This window comes from Kaistia sp. SLG-1 (assembly GCF_059699055.1).
Genome location: NZ_AP048544.1, coordinates 4,891,717 through 4,907,027 on the forward strand (window position 1 = coordinate 4,891,717; position 15,311 = coordinate 4,907,027).

The 15,311-nt window shown below is 66.0% G+C and carries 11 protein-coding genes and 1 riboswitch; of the genes, 6 read left to right on the forward strand and 5 right to left on the reverse strand.

Annotated features, from left to right (window positions below):
* Nucleotides 1–51: 51 nt before the first annotated feature.
* The gene (locus AC6HZP_RS22745) at nucleotides 52–1,035 is read right to left on the reverse strand and encodes an arabinose ABC transporter substrate-binding protein (protein ID WP_497524659.1); all 984 of its coding nucleotides are present in this window, start codon (nucleotides 1,033–1,035) and stop codon (nucleotides 52–54) included.
* Between the two features lie 250 nt (nucleotides 1,036–1,285).
* Here AC6HZP_RS22745 and AC6HZP_RS22750 point away from each other — a divergent pair, with 250 nt between their 5' ends.
* Entirely contained in the window at nucleotides 1,286–2,023 is a 738-nt protein-coding gene (locus tag AC6HZP_RS22750) for a FadR/GntR family transcriptional regulator (RefSeq protein ID WP_497526844.1), read from the forward strand.
* A 34-nt stretch (nucleotides 2,024–2,057) separates the two neighbouring features.
* Here the strand turns inward: AC6HZP_RS22750 and AC6HZP_RS22755 are convergent, their stop codons facing one another.
* Nucleotides 2,058–2,909, reverse strand: a complete 852-nt coding sequence (locus AC6HZP_RS22755; RefSeq protein WP_497524660.1) for an SDR family oxidoreductase — start codon at nucleotides 2,907–2,909, stop codon at nucleotides 2,058–2,060.
* 129 nt (nucleotides 2,910–3,038) lie between these two features.
* On the opposite strand from AC6HZP_RS22755, the gene AC6HZP_RS22760 reads away from it, so the two are divergent.
* The gene (locus AC6HZP_RS22760; protein ID WP_497524661.1) at nucleotides 3,039–3,425 is read left to right on the forward strand and encodes a winged helix-turn-helix transcriptional regulator; all 387 of its coding nucleotides are present in this window, start codon (nucleotides 3,039–3,041) and stop codon (nucleotides 3,423–3,425) included.
* Nucleotides 3,426–3,444: 19 nt separating this feature from the next.
* Here AC6HZP_RS22760 and AC6HZP_RS22765 read toward each other — a convergent pair whose 3' ends face one another.
* From AC6HZP_RS22765 to AC6HZP_RS22775, 3 genes are all read right to left on the reverse strand, one after another.
* Nucleotides 3,445–4,566 carry a ribonucleotide-diphosphate reductase subunit beta gene (locus AC6HZP_RS22765; RefSeq protein WP_497524662.1) on the reverse strand — a complete coding sequence of 374 codons (1,122 nt, stop codon included), beginning with the start codon at nucleotides 4,564–4,566 and terminating at the stop codon, nucleotides 3,445–3,447.
* A gap of 258 nt (nucleotides 4,567–4,824) precedes the next feature.
* The gene (locus AC6HZP_RS22770; RefSeq protein ID WP_497524663.1) at nucleotides 4,825–7,785 is read right to left on the reverse strand and encodes a ribonucleoside-diphosphate reductase subunit alpha; all 2,961 of its coding nucleotides are present in this window, start codon (nucleotides 7,783–7,785) and stop codon (nucleotides 4,825–4,827) included.
* A 114-nt stretch (nucleotides 7,786–7,899) separates the two neighbouring features.
* Nucleotides 7,900–8,108, reverse strand: a riboswitch (cobalamin riboswitch).
* Between the two features lie 122 nt (nucleotides 8,109–8,230).
* Complete coding sequence (locus AC6HZP_RS22775; protein ID WP_497524664.1) at nucleotides 8,231–9,112, reverse strand: AraC family ligand binding domain-containing protein; 882 nt, start codon at nucleotides 9,110–9,112, stop codon at nucleotides 8,231–8,233.
* A 225-nt stretch (nucleotides 9,113–9,337) separates the two neighbouring features.
* Here AC6HZP_RS22775 and AC6HZP_RS22780 point away from each other — a divergent pair, with 225 nt between their 5' ends.
* The 4 genes from AC6HZP_RS22780 (at nucleotide 9,338) to AC6HZP_RS22795 (ending at nucleotide 15,306) form a co-directional block, all read left to right on the forward strand.
* Entirely contained in the window at nucleotides 9,338–10,807 is a 1,470-nt protein-coding gene (locus AC6HZP_RS22780) for an alpha-glucosidase/alpha-galactosidase (protein WP_497524665.1), read from the forward strand.
* A gap of 157 nt (nucleotides 10,808–10,964) precedes the next feature.
* A complete protein-coding gene (locus AC6HZP_RS22785) occupies nucleotides 10,965–13,055 on the forward strand; it encodes an ABC transporter substrate-binding protein (protein WP_497524666.1) in 2,091 nt (696 codons plus the stop codon).
* An 86-nt stretch (nucleotides 13,056–13,141) separates the two neighbouring features.
* Nucleotides 13,142–14,152: an ABC transporter permease gene (locus AC6HZP_RS22790; protein WP_201401213.1), complete on the forward strand. Its 1,011-nt coding sequence runs from the start codon at nucleotides 13,142–13,144 to the stop codon at nucleotides 14,150–14,152.
* Nucleotides 14,149–15,306, forward strand: a complete 1,158-nt coding sequence (locus AC6HZP_RS22795) for an ABC transporter permease (protein ID WP_497524667.1) — start codon at nucleotides 14,149–14,151, stop codon at nucleotides 15,304–15,306. Before AC6HZP_RS22790 ends, AC6HZP_RS22795 begins: the two co-directional genes overlap by 4 nt.
* Nucleotides 15,307–15,311 lie beyond the last annotated feature (5 nt).

Here is a 15,311-nt window from a genome sequence, read left to right on the forward strand (position 1 = left end):
AGAACCGGCGGCGAGCACGATGCCCACCGCCGGAGATTTGAGGTCGAACGACTATTCGATGCCGAGGTCCTTGCGGACGGCTTCGTAGTTGTCGCGGAGCGCCAGCTGGCCTGCGGTCAGCGTCAGCGCCGGCGGCGCCTTGTCGTTGGCGATCCAGTCATACATGTTGATCGCCGTCTCGTAGCCGTGACGCTTCGGCGAGATGATGACGGTGCCGACGAAGCCGGTCGGGTCGGCCTTCTTGAACTCGTTTATGGCCGAATCCGCGCCGCCGATGCCGATGCCGATGACGTTGGCGGCCGGGATGCCGACGCTCTCGGTGGCGCGCACGGCGCCGAGCACGGCTTCGTCGTTCAGGCCGAAGGCGACCCAGTTCTTGATGTTGGCATGCTTGTTGAGCACGACGGTGGCGGCGTTCAGGGCCGCTTCCGTGTCGGTCTTCGTCTGCGGGGCGTCAAAGATGTTCTCGGCCGGGAAGCCGGCGGCCTTCAGGGCCGTGATGGCGCCCTCGACGCGATCGACCGCGGTCGGCAGCTGGTCATAGGAGACGCGGATCGCGCCGACCGTCTTCGGGTCCCAGCCGCGCTTCTTGATCTCGGCGGCGATCGCCTCGCCGACGGCCTCGCCGATCTTGGTCGCCGAGATGCCCATGTGCGGCACGGACTCGATCGGCTTGCCATCGGCATCGACCAGACGGTCGTCGACGGTCATCAGCTTGAGCTCGTTGGCGGCGGCCTTGGCGACGATGCCGGGGCCGAGCTTGACGTCGGGCGTGCAGACGATGAAGCCCTGCGCGCCCTGGGCGCCGAGATTGTCGATCGCCGACTGCAGCTTCTCGCCGTCCTCGGCGCCGATCTTGACCAGCGTGAAGCCCTTCTCCTTCGCCGCGACCTCGGCGAACTTCCACTCGTCCTGGAACCAGGGCTCTTCCGGCTGCTTGACGATGAAACCGATCTTGACGTCAGCCGCGTAGGCGGACGACAGGGCGATCATCACGGCAGCACCTGCCATGACGGCACTCTTCCAAAGGCGCATTGTCTCTCTCCCACGAGATAGTCCGATCCTCCGCTGTGAGGCGGGGTCCAGAATCCATATTTCGAATAATCATACCCGTCAACGCCTGTTGTATGATTATATAGAACGGCGATCCCGGCCCTTGATCCCGGCCCGACCGCGTGAGATTGGCAGATGCCGGCAACGTGCCGGCCCACCCGAATTGAGAGCGATGACCAGCCGAGCCACCCCGCAACCCCAGACGACGGCCCAGTCGGATCCGGGATTGGACATCGCCACGCTTGCGAAGCCGGCCGCCGCCAAGCCGGTGCGCCGGACCAAGCCGCGCGTCCAGAAGGAAATCATCGCGAGCCTCGCCCGGGCCATCGCCTCCGGCCTCTACGCGCCGGGCAGCAACCTGCCGCGCGAAAACGACCTCTGCGCCGAGTTCGGCGTCAGCCGGACGGTCATTCGCGAGGCGCTGAAGGTGCTGGAATCGAAGGGGCTGGTGCGCGGGCGTCCGCGCGTCGGAACCGTGGTGCGCGACAAGGAGGAGTGGAACCTCCTCGATCCCGACATCGTCGAATGGATGGGCAGCGATTTTCTCGACGAGTCGATGCTGAAGGCGATACTCGAGGCGCGCCGGGCGATCGAGCCGGCGGCGGCCGAACTCGCGGCGAGCCGCGCCACGGCGCAGGAAATCGCCGATCTCTACCACGCCTGGCAGCGCATGGCGGCGGCCAAGGATTCCTACAGCTTCATCGAAGCCGACGTCGTCTTCCATACGGTGCTGCTGAAGGCGAGTCATAACCGGGTCTTCGCGCAGCTCTACGGGCTGATCCACGCCGCCCTGCATCGCGCCCTCGACGCTTCGGCCCGGGCGGTAGTGGATTACGAGAACGCCATCGTGGCGCATCACGCGCTGGTCGAGGCGCTCCGGATGCGCGACCGGGAGGGCGCCCGCAGGGCCGTCGGCGCCATCCTCGACCTGGCCGAGCACGACCTCCACATCTCGGCCGAGCCGGAATAGACCGGCGGCGGCGCCGCCGGCTTTTTTTGAGCGCTTAGGCGGTCAGGGCCGCCAGATTGTCGCGTGCATAGGCCTCGACGGAGCGCGGCGCAGAGCCGGTCAGCGTCTCGACGTCGCCGGTGACGACGGCGGCCCAGCCCTCGCGCACGGGATAGAAGATCGCCGCCAGAAGGCGGGCATAGTCTTCCGCGACGCCCGCCCCGGTGACGAGCGAGACGAACGCCTCGTCGTCGATCGCCTTGTAGGCAACCGGCTTGCCGAGCACGCCGGCGAGGATGCGCGTCGCATCGGCGTAATCGAGCCCTTCCGGCCCCGTCAGATTGAACGCCCGGCCATCGAAGCGATCCGTCGTCAGCGCCGCCGCCGCGCTTTCGGCGACGTCGCGCACGTCGACGAAGCTCGTCTTGCCGTCGGCGGCCGGAACCGCGACCTGGCCGTGAGCGACGCCGACCTTCCAGTAGGTATGGAAATTATCCGAAAACCAGTTCGGCCGCAGGATGACATAGGGCACGCCGGATTTCTCGATCGCGATCTCGACCTGGCGATAGGGAATGGCATCATCCGCCTCGGCGCCGAACACGCTCTGGAAGACGATCTTTACGCCGCGCGCGACCGCCGCCTCGACGACGGGAAGCAGCAGTTCCTTCGCCGCCACCTGACCGGCGGGCAGCAGCACATAGGCGCGGTCGACGCCGTCGAAGGCGGGTCCGAAGGTCGCGGGATCCGTGTAGTCGAACACGACGCCCTCGGCGCCCTCCAGCGGCCGGCCGGAGCGCGACGCGGCCTTGACGGCCTCGCCCTTCGCCAGCAGCGCCTTCACCAGCGGCAGCCCGACATTGCCGGTCGCGCCCAGCACCAGAATCTTGCCTGTCGTCTTGCCCGTCATCTCGATTCTCCCAGTTTCATTTGGAAACCATGTTGCAATTGGATACATACTTGCCGGAGGGAGGGGGCAAAAGAGAGCACTTTCAGCTCACATGGTTCCCTCGGAGAAACCCGGAGGCAGGGCAAAGCGATGGAAACGACAACGCTGCGACGCGTCTACGACGTCTATGAGGACCGTTGTCCGACCCGGCTCGTGCTGGACCGGATCGCCGACAAATGGGCCGTGCTGATCCTCGACCACCTGAACGGCGGGCCGATGCGGTTCAACCACATCCGCCGGGACATCAAGGGAATTTCGCAGAAGGTGCTGTCGCAGACGCTGAAGCGGCTGGAGCGCGACGGCCTGGTGACGCGGACCGTCTTCGCGACCGTGCCGGTGACGGTCGAATATGCGCTGACGCCCCTCGGTCATACCCTGACCGAGACGGTCGCGGCGCTCACCCATTGGGCCGAGCGCAATATCGAGGCCGTGCTGACGGCCCAGAAATCCTACGACGCGGCGGCCGAGTTGCGCTGACCGCCGCGCCAGAGGGAACTCAATCCCAGGCGAGCGCGCCGCCATTCTGGTATTCGATCACGCGCGTCTCGAAGAAGTTCTTTTCCTTCTTGAGATCCATCGCCTCCGACATCCACGGGAACGGATTCTCCGTCTCCGGGAACACGGCGGCGAGGCCGAGCTGGGCGCAGCGGCGGTTGGCGATGAAGTGCATGTAGCTCTCGCAGAGCGCCGCGTTCAGGCCGAGGAAGCCGCGCGGCATCGTATCCCGCCCATAAGAAGCCTCGAGCTCCGCCGCCTCGCGGATCATCGAACGCAGCTCGTCCTGGAACGAAGCCGTCCAGAGATGCGGGTTTTCCGCCTTGATCTGATTGATGACGTCGATGCCGAAGTTCAGGTGAATCGACTCGTCGCGCAGGATGTACTGGTACTGCTCGGCGATGCCGACCATCTTGTTGCGGCGGCCGAGCGACAGGATCTGCGCGAAGCCGGTGTAGAACCACATGCCCTCGAAGATGACGTAGAAGGCGACGAGATCGCGCAAAAACGCCTGGTCGGTCTCGGGCGTGCCTGTCTTGAAGTCCGGGTCGTCGAGATGCTGGGTGTGCTTCAGCGCCCAGGCCGCCTTGTCGGTGATCGACGGCACTTCCCGGTACATGTTGAAGAGCTCGCCCTCGTCGAGGCCGAGGCTCTCGACGATGTACTGGAAGGTGTGCGTGTGCACCGCCTCCTCGAACGCCTGGCGGAGCAGATACTGCCGGCATTCCGGATTGGTCAGGTGGCGGTAGATCGCCAGCACGATGTTGTTGGCGACGAGCGACTCTGAAGCGGCGAAGAAGCCGAGATTGCGCTTGATGGCGCGGCGCTCGTCCTCGGTCAGCCCGTCCTTCGACTTCCAGAGCGCGATGTCGGCCTGCATCGAGACCTCGGTCGGCATCCAGTGATTGTTGCAGCCGGCGAGGTACTTCTCCCACGCCCAGCGATATTTGAGCGGCAGCAGCTGGTTCACGTCGGCGCGGCAATTGATCATCGCCTTGTCGTCGACGGAGACGCGACCGCCGGCGCGGTCGATCGCGCCGAGGCCGGTGGCGTCGCCGGCGGAAACATCACCGCCGACAGGGACCTTCGGCGCGGCGGCGTTGGATTCGGACCAATCGAGCATGGTCAACTCCTTGAAATTCGGATGGCGTCTTCCAAAGGAAGCGACCAAGGGATTCTTCTTCACCTCTCCCATGGGGAGAGGTCGACGGCGAAGCCGGCGGGTGAGGGGTTGAGGCATCTCCGGAGAGGACGGATCCCCTCACCCGGCCCTGGCGGGCCGACCTCTCCCCATGGGAGAGGTGAAGACCATTGCCGCAACTCCGTCCCAACACCCGGCGACTTGAGCCCTCCCGCATGGGAGGGCTCGGACGCCCTCGCCTTACTGGCAGGCTTCGCAGTCGGGATCGTCGATCGAGCACGCCTGGCCCCAGGCTTCGCCGATCGGGATGGCGATCGGCTGCGGGGCCGGCTTGATCGCGGCCGGCACGACGATCGGCGCGGCCGCCGGCGCCGTGGCGATGACAGCCGAAACGGCGTTGAGCTTGCCGTCCGTGCCCTTCAGCGTCGACTTCTCGACATGCGTCGCCGAGCGCGAACGCAGGTAATAGGTCGTCTTCAGGCCGCGCTGCCAGGCGAGCCGGTAGAGCGTGTCGAGCTTCTTGCCCGAGGGATTGGCGATGTAGAGGTTGAGCGACTGCGCCTGGTCGATCCACTTCTGCCGCCGCGCCGCCGCCTCGATCAGCCAGGCGCTATCGATCTCGAAGGCGGTCGCATAGAGCGCCTTCAGATCGTCCGGGATGCGATCGATCGGGCCGATGCTGCCGTCGAAGTACTTCAGGTCCGAGACCATCACCTCGTCCCAGAGGCCGCGGGCCTTGAGGTCGTGCACCAGTGCGGCGTTCACGACGGTGAAGTCGCCCGACATGTTCGATTTGACGTAGAGGTTCTGGTAGGCCGGCTCGATCGACTGCGCGACGCCGCAGATGTTGGAGATCGTCGCCGTCGGCGCGATCGCCATGGTGTTCGAGTTGCGCATGCCGACTGTCTTCACCCGCTCGCGCAGGCCTTCCCAGTCGAGCACGGTCGAGCGGTCGAGATCGAGGCCGCCACGGGCCTCGGCCAGCAGCTCCACCGAGTCGATCGGCAGGATGCCCTGCGACCACAGCGAGCCGTCGAAGCTCGGATAGCGGCCACGCTCGGCGGCGAGGTCGGTCGAGGCCGAGATGGCGTGGAAGGAGATCGCCTCCATGCTCTCGTCGGCGAAGCGGACGGCGGCTTCCGAGGCATAGGGAATGCGCAGTGCCTGCAGCGCGTCCTGGAAGCCCATCAGGCCGAGGCCGACCGGGCGGTGACGCAGGTTGGAGCGGCGCGCCTCGGGGATCGTGTAGAAATTGATGTCGATGACGTTGTCGAGCATCCGCATCGCCGTCTGCACGGTGCGCGCCAGACGGTCGAGATCAAGCCCTTCCGCATCGACGTGATGGGCGAGGTTGATCGAGCCGAGATTGCAGACCGCGACCTCGTCATTCGAGGTGTTGAGCGTGATCTCGGTGCAGAGGTTGGACGAATGCACGACGCCGGCATGGCGCTGCGGCGAACGGATGTTGCAGGGATCCTTGAAGGTGATCCACGGATGCCCGGTCTCGAACAGCATGGTCAGCATGCGGCGCCAGAGATCGGTGGCGCGGACCTGGCGCGACACGCGCAGCTCGCCGCGCACGGCGCGCGCCTCATAGGCCTCGTAGGCGAGCTTGAACTCGGGGCCGTAGAGATCGTGCAGATCCGGCACCTCGTCCGGCGAGAACAGCGTCCAGACGCCGTCCTCGGCGACGCGCTGCATGAACAGGTCCGGCACCCAGTTGGCCGTGTTCATGTCATGCGTGCGGCGGCGGTCGTCGCCCGTGTTCTTGCGGAGATCGAGGAACTCCTCGATGTCGACGTGCCAGGTCTCGAGATAGGCGCAGACGGCGCCCTTGCGCTTGCCGCCCTGGTTGACGGCGATCGCGGTGTCGTTCGCCACCTTCAGGAACGGCACGACGCCCTGGCTCTCGCCATTCGTGCCCTTGATATGAGCGCCGAGGCCGCGCACGCGGGTCCAGTCATTGCCGAGGCCGCCGGAATATTTCGCCAGCAGCGCATTGTCCTTCACCGACTTGAAGATGCCGTCGAGATCGTCCGGCACCGTCGTCAGGAAGCAGGACGAGAGCTGGGCGCGCAGCGTGCCGGAATTGAACAGCGTCGGCGTCGACGCCATGAAGTCGAAGGACGAGAGCAGGTCGTAGAACTCGATCGCCCGCGTCTCGCGGTCGATCTCGCGCAGCGCCAGGCCCATGGCGACGCGCATGAAGAAGGCCTGCGGCAGCTCGATGCGGGTGCCGCCGGTCTGCAGGAAATAGCGGTCGTAGAGGGTCTGCAGGCCGAGGAACTGGAAGTTCAGATCCCGCTCCGGCTTCAGCGCCGCGGCGAGCCGGACGAGGTCGTAGCGGCCGAGCTCGGGATCGACCAGCTCATGCTCGATGCCGGCGCGGACGAAAGCCGGGAAATACTCGGCATAGCGCGTCGCCATCTCGCTTTGGGTCGACTGGATCGCCGTGCCATGCACGAAGGAGAGCGCTTCGGCGCGCAGCATGTCGAGCAGCAGGCGGGCGCTGACGAAGGCGTAGTTCGGCTCGCTCTCGACCAGCGTGCGCGCCGCCATGACGGGGGCGAGCGACAACTCGGCCGGCGAGATGCCGTCATAGAGATTGCGGCGCGTCTCGGCGAGGATCGCGCTCGCGTCGACATCGGCGAGACCGGCGCAGGCTTCGTCGATGACGAGCTTCAGGCGCGCCTCGTCGAGCGGGCGCAGAACGCCGTCGGCGCCGCGCACCTGGAGGGCGGCCTGCACGACGGGGGCGGCGGGAACGGTCGCCTCGGCGGCGGCGCGGCGGGCGCGGGCGCGCTCCTCGCGATAGAGCACATAGGCGCGGGCGATTTTGTGGTGCTCGCCGCGCATCAGCGCCAGCTCAACCTGGTCCTGCACGTCCTCGATATGCAGCACGCGATCGGCGCCGGCGCGGCGGGTCAGCGCCGCGACGATCTGGTCGGTCAGGTCGCTGACGATCTCGTGCACGCGGCGCGACGCGGCGGCGCTGTTGCCCTCGACGGCGAGAAACGCCTTGGTCAGCGCGACGGTGATCTTGGCGGCGTCGAAATCGGACAGCGAGCCGTTGCGGCGAATGACGTGGAAGGCCGGCGCGGCGGCCTTGGCCGTCTTCGGCGCGGCGGCCGTCTTGGGCGCGGGGCTACCATTGGCCGGAGCGGCCGGCGCGCTGCGATCGGAATCGAGAACAAGAGACATCGGCTTCAGCCCAAATGTTGGGAGCAAAGGCCGAGCGGAAGCGAACAGGACGAACGGCCCCGGAAAAGGGCCGCACACGATCCAGCGCTCCACCGGGACACCCCGCCCGAGGACGTTTCAATGCTGTCGGGGCAGGTTTCCTGGCTCACGGGTCGTCGCTCCGTCCACCTTCCCGGCACCTCTCGGCCCCAGTGGTCTCTCCGGACGGAAACTCGCCGCTTACAGTTGCGGGGGCAGCTCCGGTTACGCCGCGAAACGACGCCCCGGATTCCCTCTTAGCCCCAAGCCACACGACTCAAGGCACCTCGACACGCAGATGTAGACGCTTTCGCGCCCTAGACGTCAATATATAGTTGTTGTTGACAGGGATTGCGAATCGGCGCCCGCCGCGAATTCCAAAGCGGCGCGGCCAAATCGCAACTGTGGAAATTCCGCGCCGCCGCTCTCAGCCTGCGCTCGCATACATGCCGGTGGTGCGGAACTCGGTCGGGCTGGTGCCGAAGAAGCGGCGGTACACCTTGGCGAAATAATTGGGATCGTCGAAGCCCGCCAGCACGGCCACCGCCTTGATCGAGAGCTCCGGCTGGCCGGCGAGCAGCCGCGCCGCGCGGCGCATCCGCTCCTGCAGCACGAACTCGGCCGGCGGCATGCCCTCGCTCGCCGTGAACAGGCGCGAGAAATGCGCCCGGCTCAGCCCGGAGATCTCGGCCAGCTGCTGCACCGGGAGCGGCCGGTCGAGATTGGCGAGGATGTGGTCGACGACGCGCTGGATGGCGCCGCCATCGACGCGCGAATCGCCATGCGGCCCGAACACGTCGTCATAGAGCGCCATCGCCGCCTCATAGGCGATGGCCGAGGCCGCGCCCGGCGTCTCGCCGCCGTCGATCAGGCGCAAACTGCAATCGGCGAGATGCTCGATCGTCTCGGGACGCAGCCGGAGCACCGGCCCGGTCGCGGAGAGGATCGAGCGATGGATGCGAAGCGCCTCCTGCCCGTTCATCGAGATCCAGAAGAATTCCCAGCGGTCGCCGGCCTCGACCGAGTAGCGATGGCTGTGCGGCACCAGGACGAGCATGGTCTCGCCCGCCGTCAGCCGGTAGTCGCGCCGCTCGTAGCGCAGCCGGCCGACGCCGGAAACCGTGTGCTGCAGCACCGTGAACGGCGTCTGGCCGCGCTTGCGGCCGTCCCAGACATAACTCTGATCGGTGCGGATCTCGTAGCCCGTGCTGGTCGGCATGGTGTGCAGGCGATGCCGGCCGCGCGGCAGCGAGACGGTGCGCATGACCGGCGCTCTCGCGGCCAGTTTGCCGAGCACAGAATTACCCATGAAAGCACAAATTCTCTCTGGAACGCCGTGAATCCTCGCGCATACTAGCCTCGCGCAGAGCGAATAAGCGATCGAAAAAGAGCAGCCGGATGAGCCAATACCACCCAAAGCTGCCGTTTCCCGCCCGGAACCGTGGAATTGCCCCGATGCGGCGTACCCGTCCGGAATGCGCCAGGACCCGCGCCGCCAGCGCGACGACCGCCCCCGAGGAACCCCGCAAACGCCATGTCTAGTTTCAGGATTGCCATCATCGGCGCCGGCAGCGTCGGCTTCACCAAGAAGCTGGTCTCCGACATTCTCTCGGTGCCGGAACTGCGCGAGGTCGAGTTCGCGCTGACCGACATCAGCGAGCACAATCTCGCCATGGTGCGGCAGATCCTCGATCGCGTGGTCGAGGCCAACAAGCTGCCGACGAAGATCACCGCGACGACGAACCGGCGCGAGGCGCTCGCCGGCGCGCGCTATGTCATCAGCTGCGTCCGCGTCGGCGGCCTCGAGGCCTATGCCGACGACATCCGCATCCCGCTGAAATACGGCGTCGACCAGTGCGTCGGCGACACCATCTGCGCCGGCGGCATCCTGTACGGCCAGCGCAACATCCCGGTCATCCTGGATTTCTGCAAGGACATCCGCGAAGTCGCGGAGCCCGGCGCCCGCTTCCTGAACTATGCCAACCCGATGGCGATGAACACCTGGGCGGCGACCGAATACGGCAAGGTCGACACGATCGGCCTCTGCCATGGCGTGCAGCATGGCGGCGAGCAGATCGCCGAGGTGCTCGGCGCGACCGACGAGAGCGAACTCGAATTCATCTGCTCGGGAATCAACCACCAGACCTGGTTCGTCGACATCCGCTTCCGCGGCCGCAAGATCGGCAAGGACGAGCTGATCGCCGCCTTCGAGCGCCATCCCGTCTATTCGCAGCAGGAAAAGGTCCGCATCGACGTCCTGAAGCGCTTTGGCTTCTATTCGACCGAGAGCAACGGCCATCTCTCCGAGTACCTGCCCTGGTACCGGAAGCGTCCGGATGAGATCAACCGCTGGATCGACATGTCGAACTGGATCCACGGCGAGACCGGTGGCTATCTCCGCCATTCGACCGAGACCCGCAACTGGTTCGAGACCGACTTCCCGAAATTCCTGGAGGATGCCGGCAAGACGCTCGATCCGAAGAAGCGCTCGAACGAGCATGCCAGCCACATCATCGAGGCGCTGGAGACGGGACGCGTCTATCGCGGCCATTTCAACGTTAGAAACCGCGGCATCATCGCCAATCTGCCGGAGGACGCGATCATCGAGTCGACCGGCTTCGTCGACCGCTTCGGCCTCAACATGGCGGCCGGCATCCGCCTGCCCGAGGCCTGCGCGGCGACCTGCGTGTCGTCGATCAACGTCCAGCGCATGGCGGTGCACGCCGCCGTCACCGGCGATGTCGAGCTCCTGAAGCTCGCCGTGCTGCACGACCCGCTGGTCGGCGCCATCTGCTCGCCCGAGGAAGTCTGGCAGATGGTCGACGAGATGCTGGTCGCCCAGGCGCGCTGGCTGCCGCAATACGCCCACGCCATCGACGGCGCCAAGGAGCGGCTCGCCCGCAAGACGGTCGCTACCCGCGACTGGCAGGGCGCGGCGCGGCGCGAGGTGCGCGGCATCGAGACGGTGCGCGCCGAACGGGCGATGGAAAACGCGGCCGGCTAGCCCCGGCCCTCAAGGAACGATCCGGCCGGCGGGAGGAGCCACCGGCCGGATCGCAATGCGCCATGGCGCCCGGGAGAAACACGAGGACGGGCGGCTCAGCGAAACGAGAACGACAGGGTGCGGCGCCTGCGCCGGCACCGTTCAAAGGGGAGGAAGCATGAAGAATTCCGTTCTGGCGCTCAGCGCCGCCAGCCTGCTGCTCGGGGTCTCGGTCTCGGCCGCCCTCGCCCAGGTCAAGCCGCCGGTCACGCCGCCCGATCCGCCGAAATTCGATGCCCAGGGCAAGATCGACTATGTCGGCGTGAACGACATCCTCGAATTCAAGGCGCTGCCCGAATATCACGAGCCCGATTGGGTCACGAAGAACTTCGTCGCGACCGGCAAGCTGCCGGCGGTCAAGGACCGGCTCCCGAAGGAGCCGATGGTCTACAAGAAGGGCAACACCGTCGACGGCATCGGCGTCTATGGCGACACGATGCGCCACGTCATCGGCGGCCGGCCGGAAGGCTGGAACTACACCGCCGGCCAGACCCAGGGCTGGGGCGGCATCGACATCGGCCTCTCCGAATGCCTGACGCGCTCCGGCCCGCTGTTCCAGATCCGGGCCGACGAGCTGCAGCCGCTGCCGAACCTCGCCAAGAGCTGGGAATGGTCGGAAGACGGTCACACCCTGACCATGCATCTGATCGAAGGCGCGAAATGGTCGGACGGCCAGCCCTTCACCACCGCCGATGCGATGTTCTACTGGGAAGACAACGTCAACGATCCGAACGTCACGCCGCTGAACGGCGCCACGCCGGCCTCGTTCGGCGAGGGCACGACGCTGAAGGCCGATGGCGACTACACGCTGATCTGGACCTTCAAGGAAGCCTTCCCGAAGCAGTATCTCTACCAGATGGGCTACGGCACCTTCTGCCCCGGCCCGGCGCATATCCTGAAGCCGCAGCATCCGAAATATTCGAAGAACACCTACGCGCAGTACAAGAACGCCTTCCCGCCGGAATATCTGAACATTCCGGTGATGGGCGCCTGGGCGCCGGTCGAATATCGCCCCGACGACATCATCGTCATGCGCCGCAATCCCTATTACTGGAAGGTCGATGAGGCGGGCAACCAGCTGCCCTACCTGAACGAGCTGCACTACAAGCTCTCGACCTGGGCCGACCGCGACGTGCAGGCGGTCGCCGGATCGGGCGACTTCGCCAATCTCGAGCAGCCGGAGAGCTTCGTCGAGGCGCTGAAGCGCTCGGCCAGCGCCGACGCCCCGGCCCGGCTGGAATTCGGCCCGCGCATCATCGGCTACTCGCTCTACCAGAACCTCTCGGCCAATGGCTGGGGTGAACCGGACGAGCGCGGCCAGGCCGTGCGCGAACTGAACCGCAACGAGCATTTCCGCAAGGCGGTCACCTCGGCGATCGACCGCAAGCGGCTCGGCGAGTCGCTGGTCAAGGGTCCGTTCACGACCATCTATCCGGGCGGCATCTATTCCGGCACGACCTATTACGACAAGGATTCGACGGCCTACTATCCCTTCGACCTCGAAGGCGCCAAGGCGGAGCTGGCGCTGGCCGGGCTGAAGGACACGGACGGTGACGGCATCCTCAACTTCCCGGCCGGCACGGCGGGCGGCAAGAACGTCGAGGTCACCCTCCTCGTCAACGCCGACTACCAGACCGACAAGAGCCTCGCCGACGGCATCGTCGCGATGATGGAGCCGCTCGGCATCCGCGTCCTGTTGAACCAGGTCGAGGGCAAGCAGCGCGACGCGCTGCAGCAGGGCGGCCAGTTCGACTGGATGATCTTCCGCAATCAGGAAGACCTGACCTCGGTCGTCCAGAAGTCGGTCAACCTCGCCCCGGTCGGCCCGAAGACCAGCTGGTTCCACCGCGCCGGCAAGGACGGCCAGGTCGACCTGCTGCCGTTCGAGCAGGAGATCGTCGACGTCGTGAACAAGTTCATCGCGACGCCCGATGCCGCCGAGAAGAAGGAACTGATGAAGCAGTTCCAGAAGCTCTACACCGACAATGTCTACGGCATCGGCCTGACCCAGTACCCGGGTGCCCTGATCATCAACAAGCGCTTCGCCAACATCCCGAAGGGCGTTCCGATCAACCTCTTCAACTGGGCCGAGGACAGCATCATCCGCGAGCGCGTGTTCGTGCCGGCCGACAAGCAGGGCAAATACGAACTGTTCCCGGAAACGCTGCCCGGCGCTCCCGGCGACAAGGGCGGACCGGCGAAGGGTTAAGCCCGAGCCGTACCATTGATCCGGACGAGGGGGCGGCATCCCGCCCCCTCGTTCCCTTCCCGTCCAAACAGGGAGCTGTTGCCCCAATGTTGCGCTTCCTGACTATGCGCATCCTGTCGGCGATCCCGGTGCTGTTCGTTCTCAGCGTCGTGACCTTCGCCATCATCCAGGCGCCCCCCGGCGACTATGCGGACTTCATCCGCGCGCAGTTGATGAACCAGGGCGGCGCGTCCGCCGTCGTCGCCGAGGCGCAGGCCGAAGCCTACCGCCAGGCGCATGGCCTCAACGATCCCGTCATCGTCCAGTATTTCCGCTGGATCTGGGGCATCCTGACCCGCTTCGATTTCGGCGACAGCTTCTTCTACAATAAGCCCGTCTCGACGGTGGTGGCCGAGCGGTTGCCGCGCACGCTGATGCTGGCGCTGGCCTGCCACATCCTGGCGTCGCTGCTCGGCATCACCTTCGGCATCATCGCCGCCACGCGGCAGTACAGCTGGATCGACTCGACGCTCTCCTTCGTGTCGTTCCTCGGCATGACCGTGCCGCGCTTCCTGATGGCGATCATCATCGTCTACATCCTGGCGTTCAAAATGAACGTGCAGGAGATCGGCAGCTTCTTCTCGCCGCAATATGGCGGCGCGCCCTGGTCCTGGGCCAAGTTCGTCGACCTGGTGAAGCATATCTGGCCGGTCGTCGCGATCGCCACCTTCGGCGGCCTCGCCTACAACATGCGCGTGATGCGGGGCAATCTGCTGGACACGCTGAACGCCCAATATGTCGAGACGGCGCGAGCCAAGGGCCTGCCGGAATCGCGCGTGATCCTGCGCCACGCCGTGCCCAACGCCCTGCATCCGCTCGTCATGTATCAGGGCGTCGCGCTGCCCTACATGCTGACCGGCGAGATCGAGGTGGCGATCGTCTTCGCCCTCGCCACCGTCGGCCCGGCGATCGTCGGTTCGATGGCGGTCGGCGACGTCTATGTCACCGCGACCTTCATGCTGGTGCTCGCGACCACCCTGATCATCGGCAACATCATCGCCGACATGCTGCTGGCGTTCCTCGATCCCCGCGTCCGCCTCGGGGGAGAAAAGTCATGACCGACCGCATCGAGAGCCTCGCGACCGCGCCGCCGGCGGAGCCGGCCGCGCCGGTGGCCGCCCCGAACGCTCGCTTTTCGCATGGCAACGAAGGCTATCTTGCTCTCGTCTGGCGCCGCTTCCGCCGCTCGGTCATGGGCATGATCGGCCTCACCATGGTCGTCGGCCTGCTCCTGATGTCGCTGTTCGCGGATTTCGTCGCGCCGGTCGACCCGCGCGCCAACGGCATCGGCTTCGCGCCGCCCGACCACATCAGCTTCTTCGCGCCGGACGGCTCGTTCAGCCTGGTGCCGCACATCTATCCGATCGTCGAGACGGACGAGCTCGACCCGGTGACCTTCCAGCCGATGACCGGTCCGGACCTCCAGAACCCGCACATACTCGGCCTGTTCGTGCGCGGCTACGAATACAAGCTGCTCTGGCTGGTCCCGAGCAACATCCATCTGTTCGGCTCGCGCGACGGCGCGCCGATCCATCTGCTCGGCACCGACAAGTTCGGCCGCGACATTCTTTCCCGGGGCATCGTCGGCTCGCGCATCTCGCTCACCATCGCGCTGATCGTCGTGCTGATCACCACCACGGTCGGCACCACGATCGGCATCACGTCGGGTTATCTGGGCGGACGGATCGACGCCTGGGTGCAGCGTTTCGTCGAGCTGGTGCTGGCCTTCCCGCAATTGCCGCTCTACCTGGCGCTGACCTCGCTGATCCCGATCACGGCGCCGTCCAACGTCTTCATCGCCTTCGTCATCGGCGTGATGGCGGCGCTCGGCTGGGCGCAGCTGTCGCGCGAAGTGCGCGGCAAGACGCTGGCGCTGGCCAAGGTCGAATATGTCCGCGCCGCCATGGCGGTCGGGGCCGGCGACGGGCGGATCATCTTCCGCCACATCCTGCCCAACGTGATGAGCCACGTGATCGTCGGCGTGACGCTCGCGATCCCGACCATCGTGCTGCTCGAATCCTTCTTAGGTTTCCTCGGCTTCGCCGTGAAACCGCCGCTGATCTCCTGGGGCCTGATGCTGCAGGATACGGGCGCCTTCTCGGTGATCGGCTCCTATCCGTGGATCCTCTCCCCCGTAGTCTTCGTGCTGATCACCGTCTTCGCGTTCAACGCGCTGGGCGACGGTCTGCGCGACGCGATCGACCCCTACTAGGCGGA